Source organism: Pseudofrankia coriaricola, from assembly GCF_032027725.1.
In the GTDB taxonomy this organism is placed as follows: Bacteria; Actinomycetota; Actinomycetes; order Frankiales; family Frankiaceae; genus Pseudofrankia.
Window position 1 is genome coordinate 16045 of sequence record NZ_JASNFO010000087.1, and the last position, 26957, is coordinate 43001.

General features: G+C 73.9%; 21 protein-coding genes. 8 read left to right on the forward strand and 13 right to left on the reverse strand.

Going from position 1 to position 26957, the window contains the following annotated elements:
* Positions 1–75: 75 nt before the first annotated feature.
* Positions 76–1311, reverse strand: coding sequence for a hypothetical protein (locus QOZ89_RS36390; RefSeq protein WP_071051985.1), 1236 nt, complete (start codon positions 1309–1311; stop codon positions 76–78).
* A gap of 129 nt (positions 1312–1440) precedes the next feature.
* Here QOZ89_RS36390 and QOZ89_RS36395 point away from each other — a divergent pair, with 129 nt between their 5' ends.
* On the forward strand, positions 1441–3180 hold the full coding sequence (locus QOZ89_RS36395) for a DNA polymerase ligase N-terminal domain-containing protein (RefSeq protein ID WP_071051984.1): 1740 nt from the start codon (positions 1441–1443) through the stop codon (positions 3178–3180).
* A gap of 66 nt (positions 3181–3246) precedes the next feature.
* Here QOZ89_RS36395 and QOZ89_RS36400 read toward each other — a convergent pair whose 3' ends face one another.
* Both QOZ89_RS36400 and QOZ89_RS36405 read right to left on the reverse strand, forming a co-directional pair.
* Positions 3247–4590: an FAD-dependent oxidoreductase gene (locus QOZ89_RS36400; protein WP_071051983.1), complete on the reverse strand. Its 1344-nt coding sequence runs from the start codon at positions 4588–4590 to the stop codon at positions 3247–3249.
* Complete coding sequence (locus QOZ89_RS36405) at positions 4587–4943, reverse strand: hypothetical protein (RefSeq protein ID WP_071051982.1); 357 nt, start codon at positions 4941–4943, stop codon at positions 4587–4589. Before QOZ89_RS36405 ends, QOZ89_RS36400 begins: the two co-directional genes overlap by 4 nt.
* A 231-nt stretch (positions 4944–5174) precedes the next feature.
* Between QOZ89_RS36405 and QOZ89_RS36410 the strand changes: the two genes are divergently transcribed.
* The gene (locus tag QOZ89_RS36410; protein WP_071051981.1) at positions 5175–5549 is read left to right on the forward strand and encodes a YccF domain-containing protein; all 375 of its coding nucleotides are present in this window, start codon (positions 5175–5177) and stop codon (positions 5547–5549) included.
* A gap of 56 nt (positions 5550–5605) precedes the next feature.
* On the opposite strand, the gene QOZ89_RS36415 is transcribed toward QOZ89_RS36410, so the two are convergent.
* The 5 genes from QOZ89_RS36415 to tyrS form a co-directional block, all read right to left on the reverse strand.
* Positions 5606–6331: a TetR/AcrR family transcriptional regulator gene (locus tag QOZ89_RS36415; RefSeq protein ID WP_083419479.1), complete on the reverse strand. Its 726-nt coding sequence runs from the start codon at positions 6329–6331 to the stop codon at positions 5606–5608.
* Positions 6332–6358: 27 nt separating this feature from the next.
* A complete protein-coding gene (locus tag QOZ89_RS36420) occupies positions 6359–7906 on the reverse strand; it encodes an MFS transporter (protein WP_083419478.1) in 1548 nt (515 codons plus the stop codon).
* 196 nt (positions 7907–8102) lie between these two features.
* Positions 8103–10073: a rhodanese-like domain-containing protein gene (locus tag QOZ89_RS36425; RefSeq protein ID WP_071051980.1), complete on the reverse strand. Its 1971-nt coding sequence runs from the start codon at positions 10071–10073 to the stop codon at positions 8103–8105.
* 254 nt (positions 10074–10327) lie between these two features.
* On the reverse strand, positions 10328–11791 hold the full coding sequence (locus QOZ89_RS36430; protein WP_071051979.1) for a carboxylesterase/lipase family protein: 1464 nt from the start codon (positions 11789–11791) through the stop codon (positions 10328–10330).
* A gap of 462 nt (positions 11792–12253) precedes the next feature.
* A complete protein-coding gene (gene tyrS / locus QOZ89_RS36435; RefSeq protein ID WP_312628447.1) occupies positions 12254–13564 on the reverse strand; it encodes a tyrosine--tRNA ligase in 1311 nt (436 codons plus the stop codon).
* A 350-nt stretch (positions 13565–13914) separates the two neighbouring features.
* On the opposite strand from tyrS, the gene QOZ89_RS36440 reads away from it, so the two are divergent.
* The 3 genes from QOZ89_RS36440 to QOZ89_RS36450 are packed head-to-tail and all read left to right on the forward strand — an operon-like array spanning position 13915 to position 17552.
* A complete protein-coding gene (locus QOZ89_RS36440) occupies positions 13915–14349 on the forward strand; it encodes a hypothetical protein (protein ID WP_312628455.1) in 435 nt (144 codons plus the stop codon).
* Between the two features lie 49 nt (positions 14350–14398).
* The gene (locus QOZ89_RS36445; RefSeq protein WP_083419476.1) at positions 14399–15193 is read left to right on the forward strand and encodes a copper resistance CopC family protein; all 795 of its coding nucleotides are present in this window, start codon (positions 14399–14401) and stop codon (positions 15191–15193) included.
* Positions 15183–17552: a bifunctional copper resistance protein CopD/cytochrome c oxidase assembly protein gene (locus QOZ89_RS36450; RefSeq protein WP_312628449.1), complete on the forward strand. Its 2370-nt coding sequence runs from the start codon at positions 15183–15185 to the stop codon at positions 17550–17552. The genes QOZ89_RS36445 and QOZ89_RS36450 overlap by 11 nt, the downstream gene beginning before the upstream one ends.
* A gap of 44 nt (positions 17553–17596) precedes the next feature.
* Here QOZ89_RS36450 and QOZ89_RS36455 read toward each other — a convergent pair whose 3' ends face one another.
* Entirely contained in the window at positions 17597–17956 is a 360-nt protein-coding gene (locus QOZ89_RS36455; protein WP_083419474.1) for a YkvA family protein, read from the reverse strand.
* A gap of 194 nt (positions 17957–18150) precedes the next feature.
* Between QOZ89_RS36455 and QOZ89_RS36460 the strand changes: the two genes are divergently transcribed.
* Together QOZ89_RS36460 and QOZ89_RS36465 are read left to right on the forward strand one after the other, a co-directional pair.
* On the forward strand, positions 18151–18795 hold the full coding sequence (locus QOZ89_RS36460) for a pyridoxamine 5'-phosphate oxidase family protein (protein ID WP_071051977.1): 645 nt from the start codon (positions 18151–18153) through the stop codon (positions 18793–18795).
* Between the two features lie 82 nt (positions 18796–18877).
* On the forward strand, positions 18878–19735 hold the full coding sequence (locus tag QOZ89_RS36465; protein ID WP_241842136.1) for a thioesterase family protein: 858 nt from the start codon (positions 18878–18880) through the stop codon (positions 19733–19735).
* A 22-nt stretch (positions 19736–19757) separates the two neighbouring features.
* Here QOZ89_RS36465 and QOZ89_RS36470 read toward each other — a convergent pair whose 3' ends face one another.
* From QOZ89_RS36470 to QOZ89_RS36480, 3 genes are all read right to left on the reverse strand, one after another.
* On the reverse strand, positions 19758–21716 hold the full coding sequence (locus tag QOZ89_RS36470; RefSeq protein WP_071051976.1) for an Hsp70 family protein: 1959 nt from the start codon (positions 21714–21716) through the stop codon (positions 19758–19760).
* Positions 21717–21795: 79 nt separating this feature from the next.
* A complete protein-coding gene (locus QOZ89_RS36475; protein WP_071051975.1) occupies positions 21796–23376 on the reverse strand; it encodes an acyl-CoA synthetase in 1581 nt (526 codons plus the stop codon).
* A gap of 392 nt (positions 23377–23768) precedes the next feature.
* Positions 23769–24236, reverse strand: a complete 468-nt coding sequence (locus QOZ89_RS36480; protein ID WP_071051974.1) for a universal stress protein — start codon at positions 24234–24236, stop codon at positions 23769–23771.
* 223 nt (positions 24237–24459) lie between these two features.
* Between QOZ89_RS36480 and purU the strand changes: the two genes are divergently transcribed.
* Positions 24460–25416: a formyltetrahydrofolate deformylase gene (gene purU / locus QOZ89_RS36485; RefSeq protein ID WP_241842135.1), complete on the forward strand. Its 957-nt coding sequence runs from the start codon at positions 24460–24462 to the stop codon at positions 25414–25416.
* Between the two features lie 35 nt (positions 25417–25451).
* Here the strand turns inward: purU and QOZ89_RS36490 are convergent, their stop codons facing one another.
* The gene (locus QOZ89_RS36490; RefSeq protein ID WP_071051973.1) at positions 25452–26231 is read right to left on the reverse strand and encodes a class I SAM-dependent methyltransferase; all 780 of its coding nucleotides are present in this window, start codon (positions 26229–26231) and stop codon (positions 25452–25454) included.
* Positions 26232–26957: the final 726 nt, after the last annotated feature.

The window sequence follows — 26957 nt, forward strand, 5'->3', positions numbered from 1 at the left end:
GCGCGGCGGCGCGGGCTTCCCGTGAGCTTCACCGCCTCCTGAGGGGCGCGGCGCCGCTCGCCACTACGACCGCTACTACTGCGCGGCGGCGGGCTTCGGCTTGGGGCCTGTCGAGCGCATGTTGACGAGGCGGCCGAGCAGGTCGAACCAGAACGGCGCCCCGGCGGTCAGGGCCGCGACGGTGACCAGCCATCCGAGCGCCTTCAGCGCCCAGTCCCCGACGCCGTCGGGGACCGCCCTGGGGTCGGTGGCCGCGCCGGCGCGGGTCCAGCCGAACGGGAGCTGCAACGCGCCGATGTCGCGCACCGCCGACACCTTCGTCTCGTCGGGGCGCTCCCCGGCCGAACCGTCCGCGTCGGCGGGAGTGGAGGTCTGCGCGCGGGTCTCGGCGGACGCGACGGCGACCGCGCGCAGCGCGCTGTCCTGCCAGAGCGCCCGCGTCAGGCCGATCGCGTCCAGGTTGAACGCGACGGTCAGGACGACGGCGTAGACGAGCAGGAACTTGCCGACCCGGCGTTTGTACCAGCCGGAGAGCCGGTCCATCGCGGCGTCGTACCACTGGGCAAGCTCCGCGACCAGCTTGTCCCGGTCGGCGCCCACGCGGGCCGCGGCCGCGGTCAGCGCGGTCTTGAGCGGCGACTCCGGCAACAGGGCGATCTCCGCTCCCAGCGGCAGTATCGCCGTGTCCGGCGACTGGGCGAGGAGCGCCACGATCGCGGTGGTGACCGCGCGGCCGGACTCGCAGCTGGCGGGCATCGCCGTGTGCAGCGCCTGGGCGGTCGCCGGGGTCAGGCCGTCGTAGGCGGCGCGGTAGGCGGCGGCGTACGCCGCACGCTGCTCGTCGGTGACGTCGGTCGGGAAGACCCCGGCGAGCTCGGCTGGGCTGGCGCGGTGCAGCAGGGCCCGCGCCGGCGGCTCGACCATCTCGAGCACGGCGCGCGCGAACGCCGTCGACGAGACATAGGTCGGCAGCCGCAGGTCGCGGGCCCGCCGGACGGCGCCCAGCCAGCCGCGGGCCGGCGGCACCGCGGCGACGGCGGGGACACCGGAGCCCCCGCCGGTCCGCATGGCCCGCAGCGGCCCGTCCATCAGCTCGGCGGTGATGTCCCGCGGCGGCGCGGCGCCGTCCTGGGAGGGCGCCGCGGGATGGGCGGCCTCCGAGGCGAGGCGGCGCAGCTCGGCCTCCAGCTGGCGTCCCCGATAGTTGAAAAAGCCGAGCACGGCCTCGTTCACCCGTGAGACGGCGACACTGAAGACGGCGAACACCAGGGCAAGCCCGATGAGCACCTGCAGAACGGCGGAGTCCGGCATGACACACCTCGTTCGCATACGCCGCAAGGAAGAGCGGCCTGCGCATTTCTACCGGAACCGCCACCCGCGCCGATCAGGTGGCGGGCGTTCACCCGCGGGCGCCCCGCCGCGGCGGGGTAGGCAGGAGAGATGACGGGGGAGGAGCCGAGCCCGCTGGACGCCTATCGCGCCCGGCGCGACCAGGCGCGCACCCCCGAGCCGGTGCCCGCCGCGCACCCGGAGAACGCGTCCGGACCGGCGGCGACGCCGGGGGAAACACCGGAGAAGGCGCCGGGTGATACGCCGGGTGAGACGCCGGGCGGCGGGGACCGCGAAAGCGGGGTGGTCGACCACACCGGTGACGACCAGGCGGGGCGGGGCGACACCTTCGTCATCCAGGAGCACCACGCGCGGGCGCTGCACTGGGATGTCCGGCTGGAACGCGACGGGGTGCTCGTCTCCTGGGCGGTGCCGAAGGGGCTGCCGGTGGACCCGCATACCAACCACCTGGCGAAACAGACCGAGGACCACCCGCTCGAGTACGCGGGCTTCGCGGGCGACATTCCGCGCGGTGAGTACGGCGGTGGGTCCGTGAAACTCTGGGATCGCGGCACCTACGAGCTGGAGAGCTGGACCGCGGACAAGGTGAAGGTCGTGCTGCACGGCGAGCGGGTGCGCGGCCGTTACGTCTTCTTCCGCGCGGGTGGCCGGCCGGGGCGGGAGACCGGTGCGACCGGCGCGGCGGGCCGGCGCCGCGGCGCGCCGTACGGGCCGGACGACTGGATGGTGCACCGGATGGACCCGCCCCAGGACCCGACCCGCGAGCCGATGCCGGCGGCGCTGGAGCCGATGTACGCCGTCGCCGGTCCGCTGCCGTCGGGGCCCGAGTGGGTGTACGAGGTCAAGTGGGACGGGATGCGGGTGCTCGCGTTCATCGAGGGCGGCCGGGTGCGCGCCCGCAGCCGGGCGGGGCGCGACGTGACGGCCGCGTTCCCTGAGCTGAGGCCGGTCGGCGCCGCGCTCGGAGCGACGCAGGCTGTGCTCGACGGCGAGATCGTCGCCTTCGGCCCCGATGGCCGGCCCGACTTCTCCCTGCTGGCGCACCGGATCCACGTCGCCGACGCGGGCGCTGCCCGCCGGCTGGCCCGCCAGATCCCGGTGAGTTACCTCGTCTTCGACCTGCTCTTCCTCGAGGGGCACGCCACGACCGGCCTGTCGTTCGACGAGCGGCGCGACCTGCTCGCCCAGTTCCCGGGGCTGACGCTGTCGGACACGCTGCCGGGCGACGGGCCGGAGGTGCTGCGCGCGAGCGCCGCCGCGGGCCTGGAGGGCGTCATCGCGAAGCGCCGCTCGTCGGTCTACCAGCCCGGCCGGCGTGCCGCCGACTGGGTGAAGACGAAGAACATCCGCACCCAGACCGTGGTGATCGGCGGCTGGGAACCGGGTGCCGGCCGGCGGGAGGGCCGCATCGGCTCGCTGCTTGTCGGCATCGCGGACCCCGGCGTCGCGGACCCCGGCGGGCCGCGTCTCGGTGGGGCGCGTCTCGGTGGAGCGGAGGGTGGCGAGACCGGTGGCGACGTCGGCGGCGGGATCGCGTTCCGGTACGCCGGGCACGTCGGGACGGGCTTCTCCGATGCCACCCTCGACCTGCTCGCCAGCCTGCTGGAGCCGCTGCGGCAGGACACCCCGCCGTTCCCGGACGTGCCGGCCCAGCGTGCCCGCAAGGCCGTCTGGGTGCGCCCCGAACTGGTCGCCGAGGTCGAGTACGCCCACTGGACCCCCGACGCCCGGATGCGCCACCCGTCCTTCAAGGGCCTGCGCGATGACCTGACTCCCGCCGACACCGCCCGGGATCCTTCCCCGATCGGCGAAGCCGGACCGATGGCGTGACCCGGGGTCGATGGCGGTGCCCATACCGATGTATGGCCAGGCCGGGCCTCTGACCGCGTTCCTGGCCTAGCGCGGCGAGGCTGGCACGGATGTCGGCAGGTGACGCGTCACCGGCATGTCCACGTGCTCGGGGCGCAGGCCGACGCCGACCAGGCGGCCGGCGAGGCCCCGCAGGGCGGGCTGGCGGTCAAGCAGCCGGACGGACAGGGGTGCCCGCACCGGCGTGTCGGCCGCGAGCGCCGGGCCGATCAGGCCGCGGCCGAGCCCGCGCTGCAGCAGCTGGGTGCCGGCGGTCGGGAACCACCGGCGGCGCTGGAACGCGCGGAGCACCCTCGTCACCTCGGCCGTCCCGGCACCGGAACGCAGCGGGCCGGCGAGCATCCGCGCCGCGGCGACCGCGTCCTGTACCGCCAGGTTGATCCCGACCCCGCCGACCGGCGACATCGCGTGCGCCGCGTCGCCGATGAGCAGCACGCCGGGGGCGTGCCAGCGGCGCAGCCGGTCGACCCGCACGGGCAGGAAGGCGATGTCGTCGACGTCGGCGAGCGCGCCGACCCGGCCCGCGAGCCAGGGCGCGAGCGCGGCGATACCGGCGCGCAGCGCGCCCATCCCGGCCGCGAGCGTCTCCTCCCTGCCGTCCTTCGGAATGAGGTATGCCGTCTGCCAGTAGTGGCCGCGGTCGAGGAGCACCAGCAGCCGGCCGGCACCGACCTGCGCCGCGATCCCTTCCGGGTCGTCGGGCCAGCGCGGCAGCCGGAACCACAGCACGTCCATGGGCGCGCCGAACTCCTGGCGGGTGAGCGCGCGCCCGGCGGCGCCCAGAGCCGCGCACACCGTCGAATGCCGCCCGTCCGCCCCGATGACCAGCCGGGCGCGGATCTCGACCCGGCGGGGTGCGGCCCCCGGCATGCCCGACGGCGCGGCGGGAGCGGCCGCCACGACCCCGCGGGCCGGGCCGCCCGGCGTGTCGAAGACCAGGCCGGTGGCCTCGTGGTTCCGCAGCAGCAGGAAGGTCGGATACTCCGCGGCCGCCGCGGCGAGCATCTCCAGCAGGTCCCACTGCGGCAGGAAGAGCACGTACGGGTGCGCGATGCGCAGCCGGGAGAAGTCGGCGACCCGGAAGGTGCCGTCGGCGAAGGTCGCGGTTAGCGCGTGTACATGCCGGCCCGGCAGGGCGTCGACCCGGTCGCCCAGCCCCAGCTCGTCGAGCACGTCCAGGGTGGACGGGTGGACCGTGTCGCCGCGGAAGTCGCGCAGGAAGTCGGCATGCTTCTCCAGCACCGTCACCCGCACTCCCGCGCGGGCGAGCAGCAGCCCGACCAGCAGCCCGGCGGGCCCGGCGCCGACGACGCAGACATCGCAGGAGCCGGGGTTGTCGGCGCCTCGGCGGGTGAAGCCGTCGGCGCTCACCGGGCGGCCCTCGTCCCGTGCGACCGGGTGTGGGCCGACCGGGTGCCACCACGGCGCCGACATGCGGGCCGGAAGTGCGGCGGCTCCGGCGGCGTAGGGTCGGGTGGCAGGTGGGGGCCCGGCTCGGGGTGCGGGCCCGGCTCGGCCGGCGTCGGCTCGGTCACGTTGAACAGCGGTGCGTCGAGATCCTGGTCGGCGTCCTGGCGGGCGCGCGATGCCGCCGGCGAGGTCAGCCAGTCCGCGAGCCACCACGACGGGCGCGACGCGGGGCTCCGCCGCGGTCGCGTGGCCTTCTGCCGGGCGCGGCTTCTCGACTCCCGCTCGGCCGTCGGCGGGGTGAACGAGTCGCTCATGATTCCCCTGTACCCGCGTTGGCCCAGGCGTACCGGGTGACGGCGTTCCGAGGGCCCTGGCCAGGCGGGCGCACTGACGGATGCCGGACATCGGTGTGGACGTCGCGACCGGTGGCCAGAATACTGACGGCCGCGTCGGTACTGACGCCGCGTCGAGACTGACCGGAGCGTCGGGCTGACGGGAGCGCCGGGGAACGCCGGCGATGGGAACGCCGAGGAGAGGAGGACGCGATGCGCCTCGTGCTGAACCTGATCTGGCTGGTGCTCTGCGGGCTGTGGATGGCGATCGGCTACACGGTCGCCGCGTTGGTCTGCTTCATCCTGATCATCACGATCCCGTTCGGGATCGCGTCGTTGCGGATCGCGAACTACGCGCTCTGGCCGTTCGGCCGGACGGTGGTCGACGACCCGGAGGCCGGCGCGCCGTCGCTCGTCGGCAACGTGCTGTGGGTGGTCTTCGCCGGGTGGTGGCTGGCGCTCGGCCATCTCGTCACCGGGTTCCTGCTGTGCCTGACGATCATCGGCATCCCGCTGGGCCTGGCCAACTTCAAGCTGATCCCGGTGTCGCTCCTCCCGCTCGGCAAGGAGATCGTCCCCGCTCCCTGACACGGCTCGCCGGGGAGAGCGGCTGACGGAGGTTGGCTGGCTGGAGCGGCCCGGCGTCAGCCGAGGCGGAGCACGGGGCTGGCGGAGACGAGCTGCTCCCAGTCGCTCTGCGTGACGGGGCGGGTGGCGAGCGGGCGCTCGCCACCCGGGCGCAGGCCGTCGACGAGCAGGTCCAGGTAGCGGCGCCAGATCACCGGGGCGGCGTGCTGGGTCGCGTCGATCAGGCCGGTGACCGACCAGACGACCACGCCGACGTCGTACGGGCCGACGTCGGCGCGGACCCGGCCGGAGGCCCTCGCGTCGGCGAGGATCAGTTCGAGGGTGCGCACGTACTCGTCGCGCAGCGGCCGGGCGACGGCCGTGTCCCACAGCCGGCCCGAGCGGACACCGTCGGTGGCGTGCTGCTCGGCCATCGCCCGGATGAACATCTCGAGGCGCTCGGCCGGCTCCGGGTGGGCATAGGCGGCCTGGGCGGTCGTCAGCAGCTGCTCGAAGAACGGGCGGGCCAGCTCGTCGAGCAGCGCGTTCTTCGTCGGGAAGCGCCGGTAGACGGTGCCGATCCCGACGCCGGCGCGGCTCGCGACCTCCTCGACGGTGAACGCGCCGCCGTGCTCCCGGTAGAGCTCCAGCGCGGCGGCCAGCACCCGCTCCCGGTTGCGCGCCGCGTCGCAGCGCAGCCGCTCGGCGCGCGCCGGCGTCCGCGCCGGTGCGACGGACGCCGGGACCGGCCCCGCCGAAGCCGGCGCGGCCGAGACCGACGCCGCCGAGGCCACGGAGGTCATGTCACCAGCCTAGGCCAGAGAACCTGATCAGCTCGCCGCCGGAGCGGCCACGGCCTCGCCGGCCGCCGCGGCGGCCGGCGCCGACGAAGCCGTCTCGCCGGTCCGACCCGACCTGGCCCGCAGGGTCGGGACCAGCGCGCCGGCCAGCGCCGCGGCCAGCGTCGCCACGCCCAGCAGCACCAGGCTGGTGACGTAGCTGGACTCCTTCGGGTATCCGCTCGGCAGGGCGCCGGAGGCGAGCACGCTCGCGACGATCCCGCTGCCGATCGACCCGCCGATGGTGCGGATGTTGGCGTTCATGCCGGTGGCGGCGCCGGTCGTCTCGATCGGCACGGACTGGATGATCAGGTTGGCCATCGAGGAGAACGCCAGGCCGATGCCGATGCCCTGCACGCCCGACATCACGATGAAGTCCCACGGCGAGCCGTGGTCGACGACCAGCAGGGCACAGGCCGCCGCCGCCACCACGGAGCCGACCACCAGCGGCAGTTTCGAGCCGAACCGTTCGGTGATCCGGCCGATCAGGACGCCGACGACGAGCATCGCGACGGTGCCCGGCAGCATGTACAGGCCCGAGAGCGTCACCGACGCGCCGAGGCCGTAGCCGACGCTCTTCGGTGTCTGCATCATCGGCGGCACGACGATGAACGTCGCGTACATCCCGATGCCGAGCAGCAGCGCGGCGGCGTTCGTCCACCACACCGCCGGGATCCGCATCACCTGCAGGTCGATCAGCGGCACCGCCGAGCGGCTCTCCACCAGCACCCACACGGCGAACAGCGCGACCGCGGCGACGAACAGACCGATCGTGCCGGCCGAGGCCCAGCCCCAGGTGGAGCCCTTGGACAGGCCGAGCAGCAGCGCCACCAGCCACGCGGCGAGCGCGCCCGCCGCCGGCAGGTTCACCGAGCCGGTCGCCCGCACTGGCGACTCGGGGATGAAGAAGATCGTCGCGACCAGCGAGAGCCCGGACACCATCAGCGGGAACCAGAACAGCCAGTGCCACCCCAGCGACTCGACGATCGGTCCGGCGAGCACGACGCCCAGGCCGCTGCCGATGCCGAGCATGCCGGACATCAGGCCGATCGCGGCGGGGACCTTGGCAGCCGGGAACTCGTCGCGGATGATGCCGAACGACAGCGGGAAGATCGCGCCGGCCATTCCCTGGATGACCCGGGCGAGGATGAGCAGACCGATCGAGTCGCTCAGCCCCGAGATCAGCGAGCCGACGCTGAGCGCGGCGAAGACGACCATCAGCATCAGCCGCTTGCCGAACAGGTCGCCGATGCGGCCCAGGATCGGCGTGGCGATCGACGCGGAGAGCAGGAACGCGGTCAGCAGCCACGAGACCGTCACCTGCGAGGTGTGCAGGTCGTGCTGGATCACGGGCAGCGCCGGCAGGACCAGCGACTGCAGCACCGTGTACGCGGATGCGCCGAGCGCGAGCGTGACGAAGATCACCGTCGTGTTGCCCCGCCCCGGCGTGTGCGGATTCGGGTGCGCACCGATGGCCGGGCGGTCGCCGGTGGCGGCGCCGGGGCTTGATGACGCGGCGCTGCCGGGTTCGGCGGACATGGGGCTCCGTTCGCGGGCGGACGAGAAGGGGGCGACAAACGGAATCGCGCTCCGGATAATACGACAACCGGAATCGTCTTCCGCTTCCGTCGCCCACGTTCCTTCCGTCACCCGCGACCGGGCATGGTGACCGGGCCGGCCAGCCATGCTCGGTCAGGCATGCCCGGCGGCCGTGCCCGGTCGGTCGGGCAGCCCGTCAGCCGGCGCCGGTCGCGACCGGGCGATCCGAGTCGGACGACCAGTCCGACCACGACCCGGGATAGAGCACGGCGTCGATGCCGGCCACGGCGAGCGCCGCGATCTCATGGGCGGCCGTGACGCCGGAGCCGCAGTAGACGCCGACCACCCCGTTGCCCTCGCCCGCGCCGAGGGCGCCGAACCGCGCGCGCAGCTCGTCCGGCGGCAGGAACCGGCCGTTCTCGTCGAGGTTGGCCGCGGTCGGCGCGCAGCGGGCCCCCGGGATGTGGCCGGCGCGCGGGTCGACGGGTTCATGCTCGCCGCGGTAGCGCTCGCCGGCGCGGGCGTCGAGCAGGATCCCCTCGACGGTGATCCGCGCCGCCCCGGCGGCGTCCACGGTCGGCAGCGCGCCGCCCCGCAGCAGCACGTCACCCGGCGCCGGGGTGACCTCTCCGTCCTCCAGCGGCAGGTCGGCCGCGCGCCAGGCGGCGAGCGCGCCGTCGAGGATGCGCACGTCGCCGACACCGGCCCAGCGCAGCAGCCACCAGGCCCGGGCGGCCGACTGGCCGCCGTTGTCGTCGTAGACGACGACCCGCCGCCCCGCGGTCAGGCCCCAGCGGCGGGCGGCGGCGGTCAACGCCGCCGCGTCGGGCAGCGGGTGACGCCCCCCGGGAACGGCCGCCGGCGCGGCGAGCTCGGTCTCCAGGTCGACGTAGACGGCGCCCGGCAGGTGGCCCGCGCGGTGGTGCTCACGCCCGCGCGCGTCGCCGAGCGCCCAGCGGACGTCGAGCAGCAGCGGCGGGTCGGCGGCGAGCAGTTCGTCGTGCAGCGGCTTGGGGTCGACCAGGACGGCCGCGGGAGCCGGGACGCCTTCAGCCGCGCCGCCGCCGCCCGCCGACGAGGCGGCGGACGAGGCGGCGGAGAAAGGGAGCGGCCGGCCGGCGGCGGTGAGCACGGCCGCCAGCTCCGCCTCGCCGAACGACGACGGGGCCGCGCCGCGGCGGGCCGCGGCGGCGATCCAGCGGGCGAGCGCCGCGTTCACCGGTGCCTCGATCCCGTTCAGGCGGGCGAGCAGCACGATCTCGCCGTTGAGGTAGTCGGACTCGACGGAGGCACCCCGCGCGAGGCTCTGCCAGGTGGAACTGCCGGAGCGTTCGTAACCGGAGATCTCCTTGATCGACCAGCCGGTCAGGTCCAGGCCAGGAGCCGTGATCGGCTCGGCGGGCTCGATGCCGGCCGCGGCGAACGCGGCCCGCGCCTCGTCGACGACGGCGGCGACGGCCGCGTCGCGCAACGGGCCGGGGCCGACGGCCGCGTCGAGGTTGTAGGCGAGGTTGCTGAGCAGCTTGCCGGCCTTGTAACGGCCGATGTCGTCGACGACGGTGGTGGCGAACCCGGCGCGCCGCAGGTCGGCCGCCACCTGCTCCGCCGCCCGGTCACCCGCGAGCGTCGAGGCGGGACCGCCGCCGCGCGGCGCGCGCCCGATGACGAACCCGCCGACCTGCGGCGTGCCGGGGGAGACGACCTCCCCTGGGCGCAGATGGATCGCCGGGATGATGACCACCGTGTCGATCACGGTGGTGAACCGGCGCAGGGCGCTGCGGACACTGTCGATGCCGTTCTGCGGCAGGACGACAGGCAGCACCTCGGCGGCCACCGCGGCCTCACCGGGAGCCGCGCCGGGGCCCGGCTCTGCCCCGTCGACTGGCTGCCAGGCCCAGGTGGCCAGCAGCGCCTCCGCGTCCTGCGACTTGGTCGCGAGCACCAGCACGTCGCCGGCGCGCAGCCGGACCTCGTCCGGGCCGGCCGCGACGTCGAACGCCACCCGCCGTTCCCCGTCCGGCCGCAGGTAGCGCAGCCCGTGCTCACGCAGCGCGGTCAGGTTCGCGCCGCGCGCGACCACCACCACCGGGATACCGGCCTCGGTCAGCTGAGCGGCGACGCTCGCGCCCACCGCACCGGCGCCGATGATCACATACCTGGAGCTCACGATCTTCCTTCCACCCGCGACCGCACCGACCCCAGCGTCAACGTCCGCTGCCCCAGCACCATTCACCCGGCCGGCAGGATTTATCGCGTCTTGAGCTACCTGTCACACACGAGCAACAACAGGCCGCCGCCCGGCGTACCCCTTGATCCCGTGACCCGGCGCATCTTCCCGCTCTCCCGCTCGCCGCTCCCGGGACCCTTCCCCTCGATGTTGCGGGGCACTGCCGTCGGCCACGGTTCGCGGCGCGGGGCTGACTAGGGCAGCGGCAGGCCGGTCCAAGCGGCGTCGCGGCGCTCGCCGGGGCGGTCGACGACCCGCGGCGAGGTAGTCAGCAGCAGGACCGGCCGGCGGTCGGGGTCGTGGCGGGGCCAGAGCGGCAGGCCCGGGGTGGCCGGGTCGCCCGCGCGGGCGAACGCCAGCAGGGCGTCCTGCCACAGCGCGGCGGCCCGCCGGGCCGGGTCGGGGCTCGCGGCGTCGGCCCGCCCCCAGGTCAGCGGAAGGTCGGCACCGTGTGGGACTCGCACGTGGTCACCGAGGTGGTCGAGGTGGTCGAAGCGCAGCATCCAGACGCGGCCGCCCGCGGCGTGCGCGGCGTCGGCGAGGCGCGCCGCCGGCATGGCGAACGCCGCGTCGGTCAGCAGCGCGGAGCGGGCGCGGGCGCCGTGGTCCTCGGCGTAGCGGGCGAGCAGGCGCCGCCACTGGTCGCCGCCGAGCGCCGCCCGTACCCGCGCCTCCTCGGCCGCCGGCACCACGTCCGGGGCGAGCGTCAGGAACAGCTCCATCTCGTCGCGGCACCACGTGACCAGCAGCGGCACGTCCCGGCACGACCCGCCCGCGATCGCCTCCATCGGCGGCTCGGGCAGCACCACGCCGTCGACGGTCTGCAGGAACGGGTCGTTCGACGTGACGAGCAGCGCCTCGCCTGCGCGGACCAGATCGGCCGTCGACGCCTCGGCCGGTGGGCGGCCGAGATGCTCGACCAGGCGGCGGCGGACGGCCTGGGCGGCGGCGAGGCCGCGGACGTGATGGGCCGCGCCGCTCTGGAGCACCGCCCGGTGGAACAGCCCGCGGGCGGCGGGCGCGGCCAGCAGCCCGCCGATGTAGATCGCCCCGGCGGACTCCCCGAAGACGGTCACCCGCCCCGGGTCGCCGCCGAACGCGCCCACCGCGTCGCGCACCCAGCGCAGCGCGGCGATCTGGTCGAGCAGCGCCAGGTTGACACCCCTCGGCTCGTTGCCCGGCGCCGGCTCGTCCGGCGCCAGGTCGAGGTGGCCCCACGGGCCGAGCCGGTAGTTGATCGTGATGACGACGGCGTCGCCGCGGGCGGCCAGGCGCGCCCCGTCGAACGAGCTGCCGGCGCCGCTGACGAAGCCGCCGCCGTGGATCCACACCAGCACTGGCCGCTGCTGCCCGCCGGGCCCGGGCTCCGGTGACCAGACGTTGAGGTAGAGGCAGTCCTCGGAGCCGCGTGGCGCCCGGGCGCGCCGTCCCGGTCCGCGAAGCCCCGGCAGCCGCAGCTGCGGGCTCGTCGGGCCGAACGCCGAGCAGTCGCGTTCGCCCGCCCACGGCTCGGGCGGCCGCGGCGGCCGGAACCGCGCCGGCCCGACCGGCGCCGCCGCATACGGCAGCCCGCGCCACACCCGCACCGCGCCCAGATCCACCCCGCGCGCGTCCCCCCACGGCGTCCGCGCCATCGTGGTCGCGGGCGGCGCGATCATCGGGCGCGCTGTCTCCTTCGGGACTGTCGTCGTTCCCACATTCGCGTGCCCGTGCATGTGTGCTCTCGTGCGGCGGAACGCTCAACAGTACTCTGCGGCAGTCCCGCTGATGGCGCTGCAGCGATCAGATCGGTGATCACGGTCTGCACCGTCGTGGCCTCAACGGCCGCAACCGTCACCGGTACACGTCCGCACCGGGACTGCCCTGCCCGATCACCGCGATACATGGCTGCGCCGACCCATCCCTGTCGCGGGAGGACGTCGTCGCCTGGCGGGAACGGACAACGGCTCGTTTTGAGATATTCGAGCTTCCCGGGGGCCACTTCCTGCCGAAAACCCATCCGGATCAGTTTTTCGGCGTTGTGCGACAGATCCTGTCCGACCAGGGAACCGGCGGCCTGGAACCCCTTTCGCGAACACTGGCCCAACCGCGAGGTCCCGGAGCGGGCGGGCTGGCCGCCGCTATTGACCGGCCTGAGCCGAGCCGGCGCCCAGCAGGCGCACCGCGCGTAGTTTGCCACGCTGGAGAATCTTCCCGTCCAACGCCTGCACGGTGAGTGGCGCGGGTTCGGGCGACACCTTGTCGCCGTCAAGCCGGATCGCCTGGGCGGCGAGCAGGCGGCGAGCCTCGCTCTTCGACGCGGCAAGGTTGGCCGCACACAGCAGATCGACGATGTCAACCTTGTCGCTGAACTGGGCGATGGAGAACTCCGGAGCGTCGACCGGCAGCCTGCGGCGGCGGAACCGCTCGTCGAAACGACGAGCGGTGTCCTGCGCGGCAGCGGCACCGTGGTACAGCTCGACGATCCTTCGGGCCAGCGCGAGCTTCGCCTCCATCGGCTTCGCGCGAGCCGACTCGGTGAACGTGTCCAGGGTGCCGGCGTCCCAGTTGCAGCACAGCTCGGCATAGTGGGTCAGAAGGTCATCGGCGATCGACATGACCTTGCCATACTGATCGTCCGGTGAATCGTTCAGCGAAATCCAGTTGCCGAGCGACTTCCCCATCTTCTCGGCACCGTCGGTCCCGCGCAGCAACGGCATTGTCAGGATCAGCTGCGGATTCTGGTTGGCTTCCTTCTGCAGGGTCCGGCCGACCAGGTTGTTGTAGGTCTGGTCGGTGCCGCCTATCTCGATGTCGGACCGGATCGCGACCGAGTCCATTCCCTGGAGCATCGGGTACATGAACTCCATGAGGCTTATCGGCAGTCCGGCCTGGTATCGCCGGGCGAAGTCGTCCCGCTCCAGCAGGCGGGCGACCGTGAGCAGCCGGCTCGTCTCCAGCACCTCGACGAGGCTCATCTTGGCGAGCCAGTCGGAGTTGTAACGAAGCTCGAGCTGGTCCTCGCGGAGGATCTTCAGAGCCTGCCGGAGGTAGGTCTGTGCGTTCGCTCTCGTCCGGTCCGCGGAGAGCGCCTTCCGGGTCTGTGTCCGGCCGGTCGGATCACCGATCTGTCCGGTGAAGTCCCCGACGATCAGAACCGCGATATGCCCATGGTCCTGGAACTGGCGAAGCTTGCGGAGCACCACGGCGTGGCCGAGGGTGAGATCCGACCCTGACGGATCGACGCCGAGTTTCACCCGCAGCGGCCGCCGTGCCGATCTTGCCTCGGCGAGCCTGGCTTCCAGGCCGCCTTCGGGAATTATCTGCGCCGTACCGCGGGCGAGCTCGGCCGCCTCCCGGGCGACATCGGCCCGACCCGCGACGTCGCCGCTCGTTGCCGACTCACGGTCGGACGCGAGGTCGTCTTCCCCGCCCGCGCTCTGCCTGGCCACACCCGTGTCTCCTCGCGACCGAGCTCGTCCGAGCGCCCGTGCCCGGCCCGTGAGCCACCCTACAAAAGACCAAGCGCGGCAATCGTTTCCGCCACCGGGACGAAATGACCGCGCCGGCTCGCCCCGGCCGGACCTCCCGCCGACGTACTCACTCATCCCCCGCGACCTTGGGCGGCCGGCGCCGACGGCGGGCATCCTGGCGTCGGTGCGGCGCTGCGGGCCATGCTCCCGGCGCTCGCGGCGCTGCTGGGCGGCCGTGACGGCCGCGCTCGCGCGGCCATCCCTGAGGGCAGCCATCCGGCGCGCGGCCGGCGTCGCTTCTACGGTGCGTAGAAGATAGCGTGACGCGCATGGAGACGGTCTGGGATCTCATCGTGGTCGTGCACCTGGTCGGGATGGCCGCTGTCGTCGGGGGGTGGCTGACGCAGCTTGGGGCCGTCCGGCCGCGAGTGCCGGCGGTGGTCGTGTACGGCGCGGTCACCCAGGTGATCAGCGGGCCGGTGCTGGTGGGGCTGGCGTCGTCGGGCGCGGTCGACCACGACGTCGACAACGCCAAGATCGGCGTGAAGCTGGTCGTCGCGCTGGCGGTCTTCGCCGTCGCCTACCTTGGACTGCGGCGCGACGACGAGGAGCGGGCGCTGCCCGCGCTTGCCAGCGCCAGCGCCAGCGCGAGCGCGAGCGCCGGCACCGTGCCGGCGGCGCGGGCGGTGGACCTGCGGGCGCCGGTGAACCTGGCCGGCGGCCTTGCCCTCGTCAACGTGCTGATCGCCGTCCTCTGGCGGTAGCGGAGGGCGACGACGGGCCAGGTATCTTCGACGTGACGTAGAAGCGAGCGTGGGTGTGAACGGTGGCGGTGCGGCCCTGGAGCCGAGCCCGCCGCCGCCGCGCCTGGCGGGGCTGGGGCTGGAGTCGCCGATGCGCGGAGTCGTTGCCGGACGGCGAGGGAGCCTCGCCGAGGCCCTCGGCGTGAGACCTCCCCACCGGCGACGGGCCCCTGGCACGGCCGTCCTCGCCGCCGCCCTGGTGGGTGGGCTGGCGACGCTCGCGATCCTCGCCGGGGCGTCGCCCGCGAGTGCGCACACCCAGCTGACGTCGAGCACGCCGGCCAACGGCGAGACCGTCCCGACCGCGCCCGATCATGTCGAGTTGCTGTTCGCCCAGCATCTGCTGGGCCTGGGCGCGGTCGCGGTCGAGGGGCCCGCCGGCGCCAGCGTCGCCGCGGGCGAGGCGGTCCTCGACGGCGCGACCGTCACCCAGCCGCTGGCCGCCAACCGGCCGGCGGGAACCTACCGGCTCGCCTACCGGGTGGTCTCCGCGGACGGCCACCCGGTCAGCGGCGAGATCACTTTCACCGCGACGGCCGCGACGGGCCAGCCCTCGCCGAGGCCGTCCGCCGCGAGCGCCTCCACCGGCCCGGCCTCGATACCGACGGCAACCCCGGCGGTGGCCGGTGACCCGACCAGCGGCACGACCACGCTGACGAATGCCGGGGAAGACGTGAGCGGGAACGGCGGATGGTCCACGGGCTTGATCGTGGGGGTCGCGGTCGGCGCCGGCGTGCTGGCCGCCGGCGGCGCGGTCATCGCGGTGCTGGCCAGGCGCAGGCAGGGGAGTACCGATGGGACCTGAGCAGGCGCCGGCCGCCGCGGGCACCGGCCTGGCCGACACGGACCCGACGGACGCCGGCGCGGTCGACGCTGGTCTGACGGACGCTGGTCTGACGGACGCCGGTCCGGCCGACGCCGCCACGGCCATCTCCGCTGACGGTTCCGTGCCGGACCGCTCTCCCGCCGTACCCGCCGCGTACGCGGACGCCGCCGTGGCCGGGATTACCGAGACACCCACCACGGTCGCCGCTTCGGCTGGCGCCCCGCCCGTTGACCCGACTGCCGGCACGCCAGCCACGCCGCCCGCCGCCATCGGCACGCCCCGGGAGACGGGCGGAGAAGGCGAGGGCGACGGCGGCGCCGAGGGCGGCTCGGGACGGTGGCCGGCGATCGCCGGCGTGGCCGCGGGCGCCGTCGCGATGCTCGTGACGCTCGTCGTCGTGCTCAAGGCGGGCGGCGGCGCGCCGAAGCGGCTTCCGGCCGAACTCGCCGGGGCCGACCCTGGACTGTTCACCGGCTGGGGGCTGCCGATCAGCCGGCTGCTGTGCGACACGGCCGGCGTCGCCACGGTCGGGGCGCTGCTCGCCGCCGCGTTCCTCTTCCCGGCGGCCGGCGGGAAGCCGGGGGCGGCCGGCAGGAGGATGCTGCGCTGGGCGTCCGCCGCCGCCTGGGTCTGGTGCGTGGCCTCGCTCGCCCAGTTCGCGTTCACCGTCTCCGACCTGATCGGGCGCCCGCTGCCGGGCGCGCTGAGCCGCCACAACGTCGGCAACGTCATCGACGCGGTGCCGCAGCCGCGGGCGTTGCTGATCGTCGCGGGCCTCGCGTTCGCGATCGCCATCGGCGCCGGGGTGGCCCGCAGGCTGGACACGTCGGCGTGGCTCGCGGTGCTGGCGCTCGGCGCCCTGCTCCCGGTCGCGATGACTGGTCACGCGCACGGCTCCGGCGGCCATGATCTCGCGACCGTCAGCGGCGGGCTGCACGTTCTCGGGGTGTCGGCCTGGGTCGGCGGGCTCGCCGCGCTGCTCGCCGGCGGGCGCCGGCTGGGCGGGCGCGAGCTGGTCACCGCCGTCACCCGCTACAGCGGGATCGCGGGGCTCTGCCTCGTCGTCGTCGCCATCAGCGGCGTCGTCAACGCGTACGTCCGGGTGGCCAGCTGGAGCGCGCTGCTCGACAGTCGCTACGGCAACCTGGTGATCGCGAAGGCGGTCGCGCTCGTCGTGCTCGCCGGCCTCGGCGCGGCGCACCGGCGGTTCACGATCCGTCGCCTCGCCGCCTCACCCGGGCGGCGCCGGCCGTTCCTGCGGCTCGGCGCCGCCGAGGTCGCCGTGATGGGTGTCGCCATCGCGCTCGGCGCCGGCCTGTCCCGCACCCCGACGCCGGCGGGCGCCGACGGCGTGGCGACCGACGACCCGGTGGTCTCGCTCCTCGGCTACCCGATGCCGCCGCCGTTCACCGCGGGCCGGATCGTCACCGGGGCCCGTCCCGACCTGCTGTTCCTCACGGTGGTCCTGCTGGGCGCCTGGCTGTACCTGACCGGGGTCATCCGCCTGCGCCGCGCCGGCGCGTCCTGGCCTGTCGGGCGCACCGTCAGCTGGCTGATGGGGCTCGCCGTCATCGCGTTCGCGACCAGCAGCGGGCTCGGCCCCTACGGCCGGGTGCTGTTCAGCGTGCACATGGCCCAGCACCTGCTGCTGATGATGCTGGCCCCGGTGCTGCTGGTGCTCGGCGCGCCGGTGACGCTCGCGCTGCGCGCGCTGCCGACCGGGGTCACCGGTACCACCCGCAGCGCCAGGGCCTGGCTGCTGCGGATCGTGAACAGCCGCTGGCTGGCGTTCGTCTCCCACCCGGTCGTGACGTTCACCCTGTACTCGGTGTCGCTGTATGTGCTGTACCTGACGCCGCTGTACGGCTGGGTGCTTCGCAACCATCTCGCGCACCTGGCGATGATGTGCCACTTCCTCGTCGTCGGGTACCTGTTCTTCTGGCTGCTCATCGGCGTTGACCCGGGGCCGCGCCGGCCGGTGTACCCGGCGCGGATCGTGCTGCTGTTCCTCGCCTCCGCGGTGCACACGTTCTTCGGCGTGATCCTGATGATGTCCAACGAGGTGATCGGCGCGTCGTACTACCGGCTGCTCGACCGGCCGTGGGGCGGCTCGCTGCTCGACGTCCAGCAGGTCGGCGGCGGCATGGCGTGGAGCTTCGGGGAGCTGCCGTCGCTGGCGGTGCTCGCCGCCCTGTTCTTCCAGTGGGCGCGCACCGAGGAGCGCCACGGCCGCGCCAAGGACGCTCGCATGGACAGCGGCGAGGACGACGAGTTCGAGGCCTACAACCGCTACCTGGCTAGCCTCGCCAAGCCGGGCCCGCGGCCTCCCCGCCCCTGAGCCACGGCCGCCCGGTCCCTGAGGCGGAAGGACCGAAGCGGGGGTCAGCTCCCGATGCGGCGGCGGTCGCGAGGCGTCCGGCGCGTGTCGTGGACGACCTCGCCGTCGATCACCGAGTCCGGCGCCGCCGCGCGCCGGGCGGCGACCAGCCGGGCGACATACAGCGCCGCGGCGAGCAGGACACCGCCGTCGTCGACGAGCCCGAACGGGCCGAACAGTGCCTCCGGTACGGCGTCGACCGGGGACACGAGGTAGGCGAGGGCGCCGACGGCGGTGACGACGCCGCGCAACGGTACCCGGTACTTGACGAGCACGTACGCGCCTGCGCCCGCGAGGGCGAGGGCGACCAGACCAAACACGGTCAGGATGACCAGTGCCACGGTGCTGAAGGTGTCGTGGTCCACGCCGCCTGCGCCCCTTCCGAGAGCCATCCGGCCGCGCCCTGGCGCCGCGTCGGCGCCAGGTCGATCGACCATGCGACCTGACCATGCCCAACATCGCCCACCGATGAACGTCACAACGACGACAGCTCTGTCATAGGTGTCGGCGACAACGGAAATCGGGCGACGGCGCCGCTCGGCGGAGCGAGGATCGAGGCATGGGGAAGGTCTACGAGCGGATCGACGGGCGGCTGCGGGACTTCGTCGAGGCGCAGCCGGTGTTCTTCGTGGCCACGGCGCCGCTGTCCGGGGACGGGCACGTGAACCTGTCCCCGAAGGGCGGGGCGGACACGTTCGCGGTGTTCGACGAGCACACGGTGGCCTACCTGGACCTGGGCGGCAGCCACGCCGAGACGATCGCGCACCTGCGGGAGAACGGGCGGATCACGCTCATGTGGTGCGCGTTCTGGGGGCCGCCGAAGATCGTGCGGGTGCACGGGCGCGGCGACGTGGTGTTCCGCGACGACCCGCGGTTCGGCGCGCTGCTCGCCCGCTTCCCCCTGCGGGACCAGCCGTCGGTGCGCGCCGTCATCGTGGTGACGGCCGAGCAGGTCAGCGACAGCTGCGGATACAAGGTGCCACTGATGGAGCCGGTCGGGGACCGCGCGCTGCACGGCGAGTACTTCGGACGCAAGACCGACGAGGAGTTCGCCGCGTACTGCGAGGCGAAGGACTTCAACGGCCAGAGCATCGACGGCCTCCCGGCCCTCCCGTTGCCCTTGCCGCCGCTGCCCGCTCCCACCGTGGTCCCTGTCCCCGTCCCTGCCGTGGCCTCAACGGCGACCGGCATGGCTGACGAGTAGCGTCCGGGCCCGGTCGGCCAGTCGGCTGTGATGCGGATCACCCGGCTGGGGGGGTCGGACGGAAGCGGCCTAACGTCGGGCCGTGTCTGACGGCGGCGTGTCGACGACGAGCGAGCCCTCCGTGGTGCCGGGCGGTCCGCCGCCCACGGCACCGGCCGCGAGTCTGTATGTCGACCTGGGCGACGGGCGCTGGCTCGCGACCGGGCACACGGCCGGGCCCTGGGACCCGGCCGCCCAGCACGGCGGGCCGCCGAGCGCGCTGCTCGTCCGAGCAGTCGAGCGGACCGCGCCGCGGCCGGACATGATGATCGCGCGGTTCACCACCGAGCTGCTCGGGCCGGTGCCCGTCGGCGAGCTGAGCCTGCGGTCCGAGGTGGTCCGGCCGGGGCGCAGCGTCGAGCTGGTCGAGGCGGTGCTCACCGCCGGCGGCCGGGACGTCGCCCGCGCCACCGCCTGGCGGGTCAGGCGCGCCGAGGGCGCGGGCGCGCCACCGCGCCACCCGGCGCCCCCGCCGCTGCCGGAGGCGCCGCCGCCGCGCGCGCCCGGGCCGGGACGCATGCGCGGGTTCGCGAGCGCGATCGAGTGGCGCTCGGCCGGCCGGGGCCGGATGAGCGTGCCCGGGCCGGCCGCGCTGTGGGGACGGCTGAGCTACCCGCTCGTCGCCGGCGAGGAGACCAGCCCGTTGCAGCGCGTGCTGGCGCTCGCCGACAACGGCAACGGGATCTCCAGCGAGACCGACTTCCTGACGACGTACTTCATCAACCCGGAGCTCACCGTGCACCTGCACCGCGAGCCGGTCGGCGAGTGGATCTGCGTCGACGCGACGACGGCGATCAGCCCCGGCGGCGCCGGCCTGGCCACCACCGTGCTGTCCGACCTCGACGGCCCGGTCGGCGTCGGCGCCCAGGCCCTGCTCGTCGCCCCGCGCCCCGGGCGCTAGAGGCGCGAAGCCGCGCGCCGGGCTAGAACACGAGTGGGAGGTTGGTGGCCGAGCCGGTCGGGCCGAGGGTGGTCGGGTCCTGGAACGTCGTCGCGAGATCGACGCGCTCGGTGTGCTCGCTGTCGCCCGCCAGGTCCCGGGCGTGGATGGTGAGCTGGCGCCGCCGGTCGACCGCCAGGACGATCTCGACGCGGGCCGTTCGCGCCGCGGTCGCCGTGAGGTCCGTCAGCTCGAACTGCCGGACGCGCCGGAAGGTGCCCCCGGGCACGAAGTAGCCGCCGTCCTCCACGATGTGGACGGTGATGCTGTCCAGGTCGTCCGCCGCGTTCGTCACGAGGACCGTCTCGCGGACCGGTACGGACTTGTGGGCCGTGATGACCTCGCGGAACCTGCCCCCGGCGATCTCGACGCCCAGCGGGTAGGCGACGGTCGTCGTGACGATGGGCAGGTTCTCGAAGACGGGACCGCCGTCGATGCCGTTGAGGCGCCGTGCGCGGGTCGCCGCCCGGGCGCTGGCACGGTCGATGACGCGGGACTCGGCGCGCCCCGTCCCCAGGTCGGTGGCGGTCACCCGCAGCGTGCCGCCCGCGTCGACGTCGAAGGCGACGTCGATCCGGTGCGCGAACGCCGGTGCCGGGGCCAGGCCGGTGACGTCGAGCCTGGCGAGGGGAATCGCGTCGTCCCGGCCGGCCCGGTCCTCCTCGGACTCCACGACCAGCACGGTGAGCGAGGTCTGGTTGTCGACGGCGGTCGTGAGCAGCTGATGGCGCCGCGTCGGCACGGTCGTGTTGCGCTGGATGACGGGGAGATACAGCCCGCCGACCTGTTCGACGCCCACCGACGCCGGGATGACGTCGCGCAGGCGGAGGTCCTTGACCTGCCCGGTGAGGCCGGCCGCCTGAAGGGCGGCGCCCGTCACGACGCCTTCGGAGATGGTGCGGAACGGCGGTTTCCCGGCGAGCTTCTGGACGAGCCCGCCCACGGCCGGCATCCGGGCGGCGCCGCCCACCAGAATCACGTGGTCGATCTCACTGGCCCGTAACGCGCCGTCGCGCAGCACCCGTTCGAAGGGCCCGCGGCAGCGTTCCAGGGTGGACTGGGTGATGGTCTCGAGCTCGTTCCGGGTCAGGGCCACGTCGACGTGCGCGAAGCCGTCGCCGGCACGGGCGAGGTGCGGCAGGTAGACATTCGCCGTGGTCGCCGCGGACAGGTCGATCCGCGCGGTCTCCGCGGCCTCCCGCAGCCGGGCCAGCGCCGTCAGGTCCTGGCTGATGTCCAGTCCGTGCCGCTCCCGGAGCAGGGCGACGAAATGGCCGACGATGGCCTGGTCCCAGTTGTCGCCGCCGAGGTGGTTGTCCCCGGCTGTCGCCTTCACCTCGCAGACGCCGGCGCCGATCTCGACGAGCGAGACGTCGAACGTGCCGCCGCCGAGGTCGAAGACGAGGCTTCGCTCCTCCTGCGCGCGGTGCAGGCCGTGGGCGATGGCGGTGGCGGTCGGCTCGCTGACGATCCTCGCGACCTCGATGTCGGCCATCCGCGCGGCGTCCTCCAGGGCGCGGCGCTGCACGTGGCTGAAGTAGGCGGGAACGGTCAGGACGGCGGTGCCGATGCTCGTGCCGGCGTACTCCCGCACGTCCGCGTGCAGCCGCCTCAGCACGAGCGCGGCGACCTCCTCGGCGGAGTAGCGGGTGCCGTCGTGCTCGTGCGACCAGTCGCTGCCCAGCCGCAGCTTGACGGACCGGATCGTGTGCTTGGGATTGGTGACCGCCTGGCGCAGGGCGGCGGCGCCGACCAGCGGCGGCCCGTCGGCGACGAAGGCGACGACGCTGGGCGTGGTCAGCGTTCCCTCGGCGTTCGGCACGAGCCGGACCCGGCCGCGCTCGAAGATGCCGACGGCCGAGTTGGTGGTCCCGAAGTCGATGCCGACCGCCGGCTCGGCCACGGTCTTGCGTGCCTGCTGGGCCTGTCCGTCCGACGTCATTCACCATCACCCCGTCGTTGATCTCCGGTCCGGACGGCTAAACCGTAGTCGATCGACGACTTACGGGCACTTGGTTGGCTCAACCGGTGGCCGCGGTTGCGGACCGATAGTGCTCGCGGAGGAGGTTCTTGCGCAGCTTGCCGGTCGGCGTGCGCGGCAGCTCGTCGACGAAGTCGACGCCGCGCGGAGCCTTGTAGTGGGCGATCCGGTCCCGGACGCAGGCGATCAGCTCGTCGGCGAGGCCCGGGCCCGGCTCGACGCCCGGGGCCGGCTCGACGACGGCGTGCACCCGCTCGCCCAGGTCCGGGTCGGGAATGCCGATGACCGCGACGTCGAGGATCTTCGGATGCAGGGCGAGCACATTCTCGATCTCCTGTGGGTAGATGTTCACCCCGCCGGATATGATCATGAACGTCGCCCGGTCGGTGAGGTAGAGGTAGCCGTCCGCGTCGAGGTGGCCGACATCGCCGACCGTCGTCCAGGTCGGGTGCCGCGGGTGCTGCGCGGCGGCGGTCGCGGCCGGGTCGCCGTGGTACGTGAACGGCAGGGCCTCACGCTCGAAGTAGACGACGCCGTCCTCGCCCGTCGGCAGCTCCCGGCCGTCCTCGGCGCAGATGTGGACGACGCCGAGCGCGGACCGCCCGACCGTTCCCGGCCGCTCCAGCCACTCCTGGGACGAGACGAACGTGATGCCCGACGCCTCGGTGGCGGCGTAGTACTCGTGCAGGATCGGCCCCCACCAGTCGATCATCGCCCGTTTCACGTCGGGCGGGCACGGCGCGGCGGCGTGGATCGCCGCCCGGTGGGCCGACAGGCCGGAACGCTCCCGCTCGGCCGCGGGCAGCTTCAGCATGCGGACGAACATCGTCGGCACCCACTGGCTGTGCGTCACCCGGTACTTCTCCAGCGCCGTGAGCGCGGCCGCCGGCTCGAACCGTTCCATCATCACGACCGTGCCGCCGAGGGCCTGCACCGCGGCGCCGAACCGGAGCGGGGCCGCGTGGTAGGCCGGCGCCGGTGACAGGTAGACCGTGTCCGCGCCCATCCCGTACTGCATCTGCAGCATCGGCGGCAGGATCATCCCGGGCCTGTCGATGCGGTGCTGGGGGAGCGGCGGGCGGATGCCCTTGGGCCGGCCGGTGGTGCCGGACGAGTAGAGCATGTCGGCGCCGGCCCACTCGACCTCGGGGCGCTCGGCCGGCGCGCCCGCGACCGCCCGCTCGTAGTCCTCGTGGCCGTCGAGCTGGCCGCTCGGCTGGCCGGCGGCGCCGGCGGCCGGCTCGCCCGTCGAGGCGAAGATGTAGCGGTGCCGGACCCGGGGGGTCGCCCCGACGATCCGGGCCGCGAGCTCGCGGTGGTGCGAGGAGACGATCAGCGCCGCCGCCTCGCAGTCATCGACGATGTAGGCGACCTCGGACGGGGAGAGGTGCCAGTTGACGGGGGTCACGTACAGCCCGCTGCGTAAGGCGGCCCAGTAGACCTCGAAACAGTGCAGGTCGTTCTCCGCCAGCAGCGCGATCCCGTCTTCGCGCCGCAGCCCCGCCGCGGCCAGGACGTTCGCGAACCGGGCCGAGCGCTCGTCCAGCTCACGGTAGGTCAGCGTCGCCCCCGAGCCGGCCATGACGACCGCGGGCCTGCCCGGTGTGACGGCGGCGTGCATAGCGGGATTCACGGCGACCCCCTGGCATTACTGTGACGACAGTCACATTAACAGTCGGATGGGCTGGGATGCGGCGGTTGGACACAAGCGGAATACCGGCTCCGGTGGCGGGCGAGGCGCTGGACGCGCTCGCCCGTGTCGGGCGCTGGGCGCCCTCCTCGCGTGGTGCCGGGCCCCTGGCATGTGGCGGTGGTAGGGCCTGGACCGGGCTGTCGATGTGGCTGGGCTGGTGCTGCGCCGATGCGCCGTCACTTGTTGTGGCTGGGTTGCGCTTACTGGTCGCCGGAGTGGCGTCGTGGGCCGCCGCGCTGCTGGACATCGGAGCCCGTGGGATGTCTGCCAGGCGGCTGCAGGGGCCGGGGATCACGACGCTGCCCGCGGGGTTCGTCGTGTCAGTGACTGGAGCTCGCGTCGTGCTCGGGCCGCGGTCGGACGACGAGAACCGGACCGGTCGCATGGTGGATGACCGCCGTGCTGACGGATCCGAGGAGGGCGCTGACGAAGCCGCCGTGCCCGCGCGAGCCGACGACCACCAGGTCCGCGTGCTTGCCGGCCTCGACGAGGACGGACGCCGGCAGGCCGTGGCGCAGCTCGGCGCGCACCCCGTCGGGCAGCTTGTCCCCGAACACCGCGGCCAGCGCCCCATCGAGCCCCTGACGGGCACCCTCCTCCCAGACGCCCGCGTCCAGCGGCATGGCAGGCAGGTAGGGGCCGACGACCGGCAGTTGCCAGGCCATCAGCACGAGCAGCTCCGCGCCATGCAGCTCGGCCTCGCGGGCCGCCCAGCGCAGGGCCTCGAGCGAGCCCTCCGAGCCGTCGATGCCGACGACGATCTGGCTTACCGCGCCGCCAGTGGTCATGTGAATCCTCCGGGTCCGGGCCACGCTGACGTTCCGTCTACTGAGCACCTAGCCCCGCCGTGACCGCGCCAAACCGGGAACCACGGCCCGTTGGTCATGGCCCGTCTGGCCTGTGCGCGGCGGCACGTCGGCACCCGTCAGCCCTCCTTCCTCCTTCGTTTCTCCTTCGCACCGGCGGCGTGGGAACTCCCGCCGAGGCAGGCGAGAGGGCGACGATGAGGAAATGACCGGAGGGGCGACGGGCGGGGGCGGGGGCGGGGCTGTCGCGCGCGGCGGCGCGAGGCCGCTGGTGACGCCGGCGGCTGTGGCCGCCCATGCCGAGCGGTACCGGGACATCGGGCGGGTGCTGGTCACCTGCCCGGACCGGCCCGGCATCGTCGCCGCAATCTCGGGCCTGCTGTTCCGGCACGGCGCGAACATCACCGAGCTGCAGCAGTACTCCACCGACCCGTTCGGCGGCACCTTCTTCCTGCGGATCGAGTTCCACCGCGAGGACCTCGCGGGCGAACTGCCCGCGATCGAGGAGGGACTGGCGCGGCTCTCGGCGGGCGCGGCGATGCGCTGGCGGGTGGCCACGCCGGCGGTGCGCCAGCGGGTGGCGATCTTCGTGTCGAAGGCGGACCACGCGCTGCAGGAACTACTGTGGAGGACCCACTCGGGCGAGCTGGAGATGGACGTGCGGATGGTGGTCTCCAACCATCCGGACCTGGGTGATGCCGCGGCGGGCTGGGGAATCCCGTACCACCACATTCCCGTGACGCCGCAGACCCGGGGCGAGGCGGAGCGGCAGGCGCTGGCACTGCTCGCGGGCCAGGTCGACCTGGTGGTGCTCGCCCGCTACATGCAGGTCCTCACCCCGCGGTTCCTCGCGGCGCTCCCCGACCGGATCATCAACATCCACCACAGTTTCCTGCCGGCGTTCGTCGGCGCCGACCCGTACAGCGCGGCCGCCCGGCGCGGAGTGAAACTGATCGGCGCGACGGCGCACTACGTGACCGCCGAACTCGACGCCGGGCCGATCATCGAGCAGGACATCGAACGGGTCGACCATCGCCACCAAGTCGCCGACCTGCGCCGGATCGGCCGGCACGTCGAACGGGCCGTGCTCGCGCGCGCCGTCGGCTGGCACCTCCAGGACCGCGTCATCGTCCACAGCAACACAACGATCGTCTTCGCATAGGGCGCGCGGCTTGACGTCCAAGCCTGTGGGAGGTCTCAGGTGGTGGTCTTGCGGAGGCGCCAGATGCACTCCGAGGGCCAGCGGCGCGCCCACTCGTTGTCCGAGCGTTGGCGGCCACTCAGGGTCGGATCGTCCTTCGGGCGGGTTTCCAGAAGGTCCTCGACGGCCAGTCCGCAGGAGCGGAACAGCCTGATCCACTCGCCATACGGGAGGTTGGCGCTGACGAGCCCGTCGGCGTCGGCGAACATCCGCAGGTCGAAGTAGTCCCTGGCCAGTTTGCGGCCCGCGCGGTCGCTGCCCGCCTCGACGGTGATCTCGTACAGCGGGCTGATGTGGCTGAACGCCAGCAGGCCGCCGACGCGCAGAATTCGGGCAGCCTCCGGGATCGCGCGGCGCGGGTCGGCGAACGAGAACGCGCCGTGGTCGGCGAACACGATGTGGAACGAGCCGTCGGCGAACGGGACCTCCTCGGCGCTCGCCTGCACGAGCGGGAATGTCAGCCCGGTCTCGCGCTGCAGGCGCAGGCTGTGCTGCAGCTGGCGCTCGGACAGGTCCAGGCCGACGGGGCTGGCGCCGCGGCGGGCGAGCGCCGTGGACCACTGGCTGCCGCCGCAGCCCATCTCCAGTACATCGAGCCCGGCGACGTCGCCGAAGATGTTCAGCTCCGACTCGGGCAGCCCCCACAGCCCCCAGGCGACGTCCCCGGTGAATGCCTGGCCGCGGATCCGGGGGGCGTTGAAGCGCTGGTAGTCGTCGGATATCTCGTTCCAGCGCTCCCGGTTGGTGCGCACGTGTGTACCCACGACGTCGCTCATCGGCTTGTCACCGGCCGCTCGTCCGTTCGTTCGTTGCTCTGATGTTTTCTTTGACGCTCGTCGTTGACGTTCTTTTCCCGCCATTGCCCACCGTCGCCGGACTGTGTCATGGCCCGGTCGAGGCCGCCGGCCACCGGTCAGTGCCGCCGCCCGGCGCCATGGCCCTAGCGCCTAGTGCCTACCGCCCAGCGTCCTGTGCCGTGACCGCGCCCTTGATGGATGGCGACTGGGAACGGGGGTACCGGCGCAGCGCGGGCGGTTGACATCTGGCCGAGTCGGTTGCTGGAGGCGCGCCGTAGCCAGGGAGCCGACTCTAGGCGAGCGCTCCCGGGGGCCCTGCCCTGGGTCAGCCCGAAGGCCGCCGCGTCCCGGCGAGGGCATCGGGGGCCTCGCGCTGGACGGCGGGCGCAACGAATCGCGGCGGACCGACGGATCGCGGGCGGCCCATGGCGGACGTGGCGGCACGTGCCGCTGCCTGGGGGCCCGCGGTGGCCTGAAGCTGCGACCCCGCCCAGCGCGGGCGCCGCCGGCGCCCGCGCTGGGCGGCGGAGTGCTGAGGCTCCGGCGGGAATCCGCTCCAACCAGCTCCCGGACCGCGCCGAGGAAGCGCGATGACCGGCGCGCGGATCGCGCGGATGACGGACGCGCGGGAGGTCCGCACACAGGTGTGCGGGAGGCCGGGCGGCGGGAGCGTGCCGGCGCCCGACCGCCCGACCGGCCGACCGC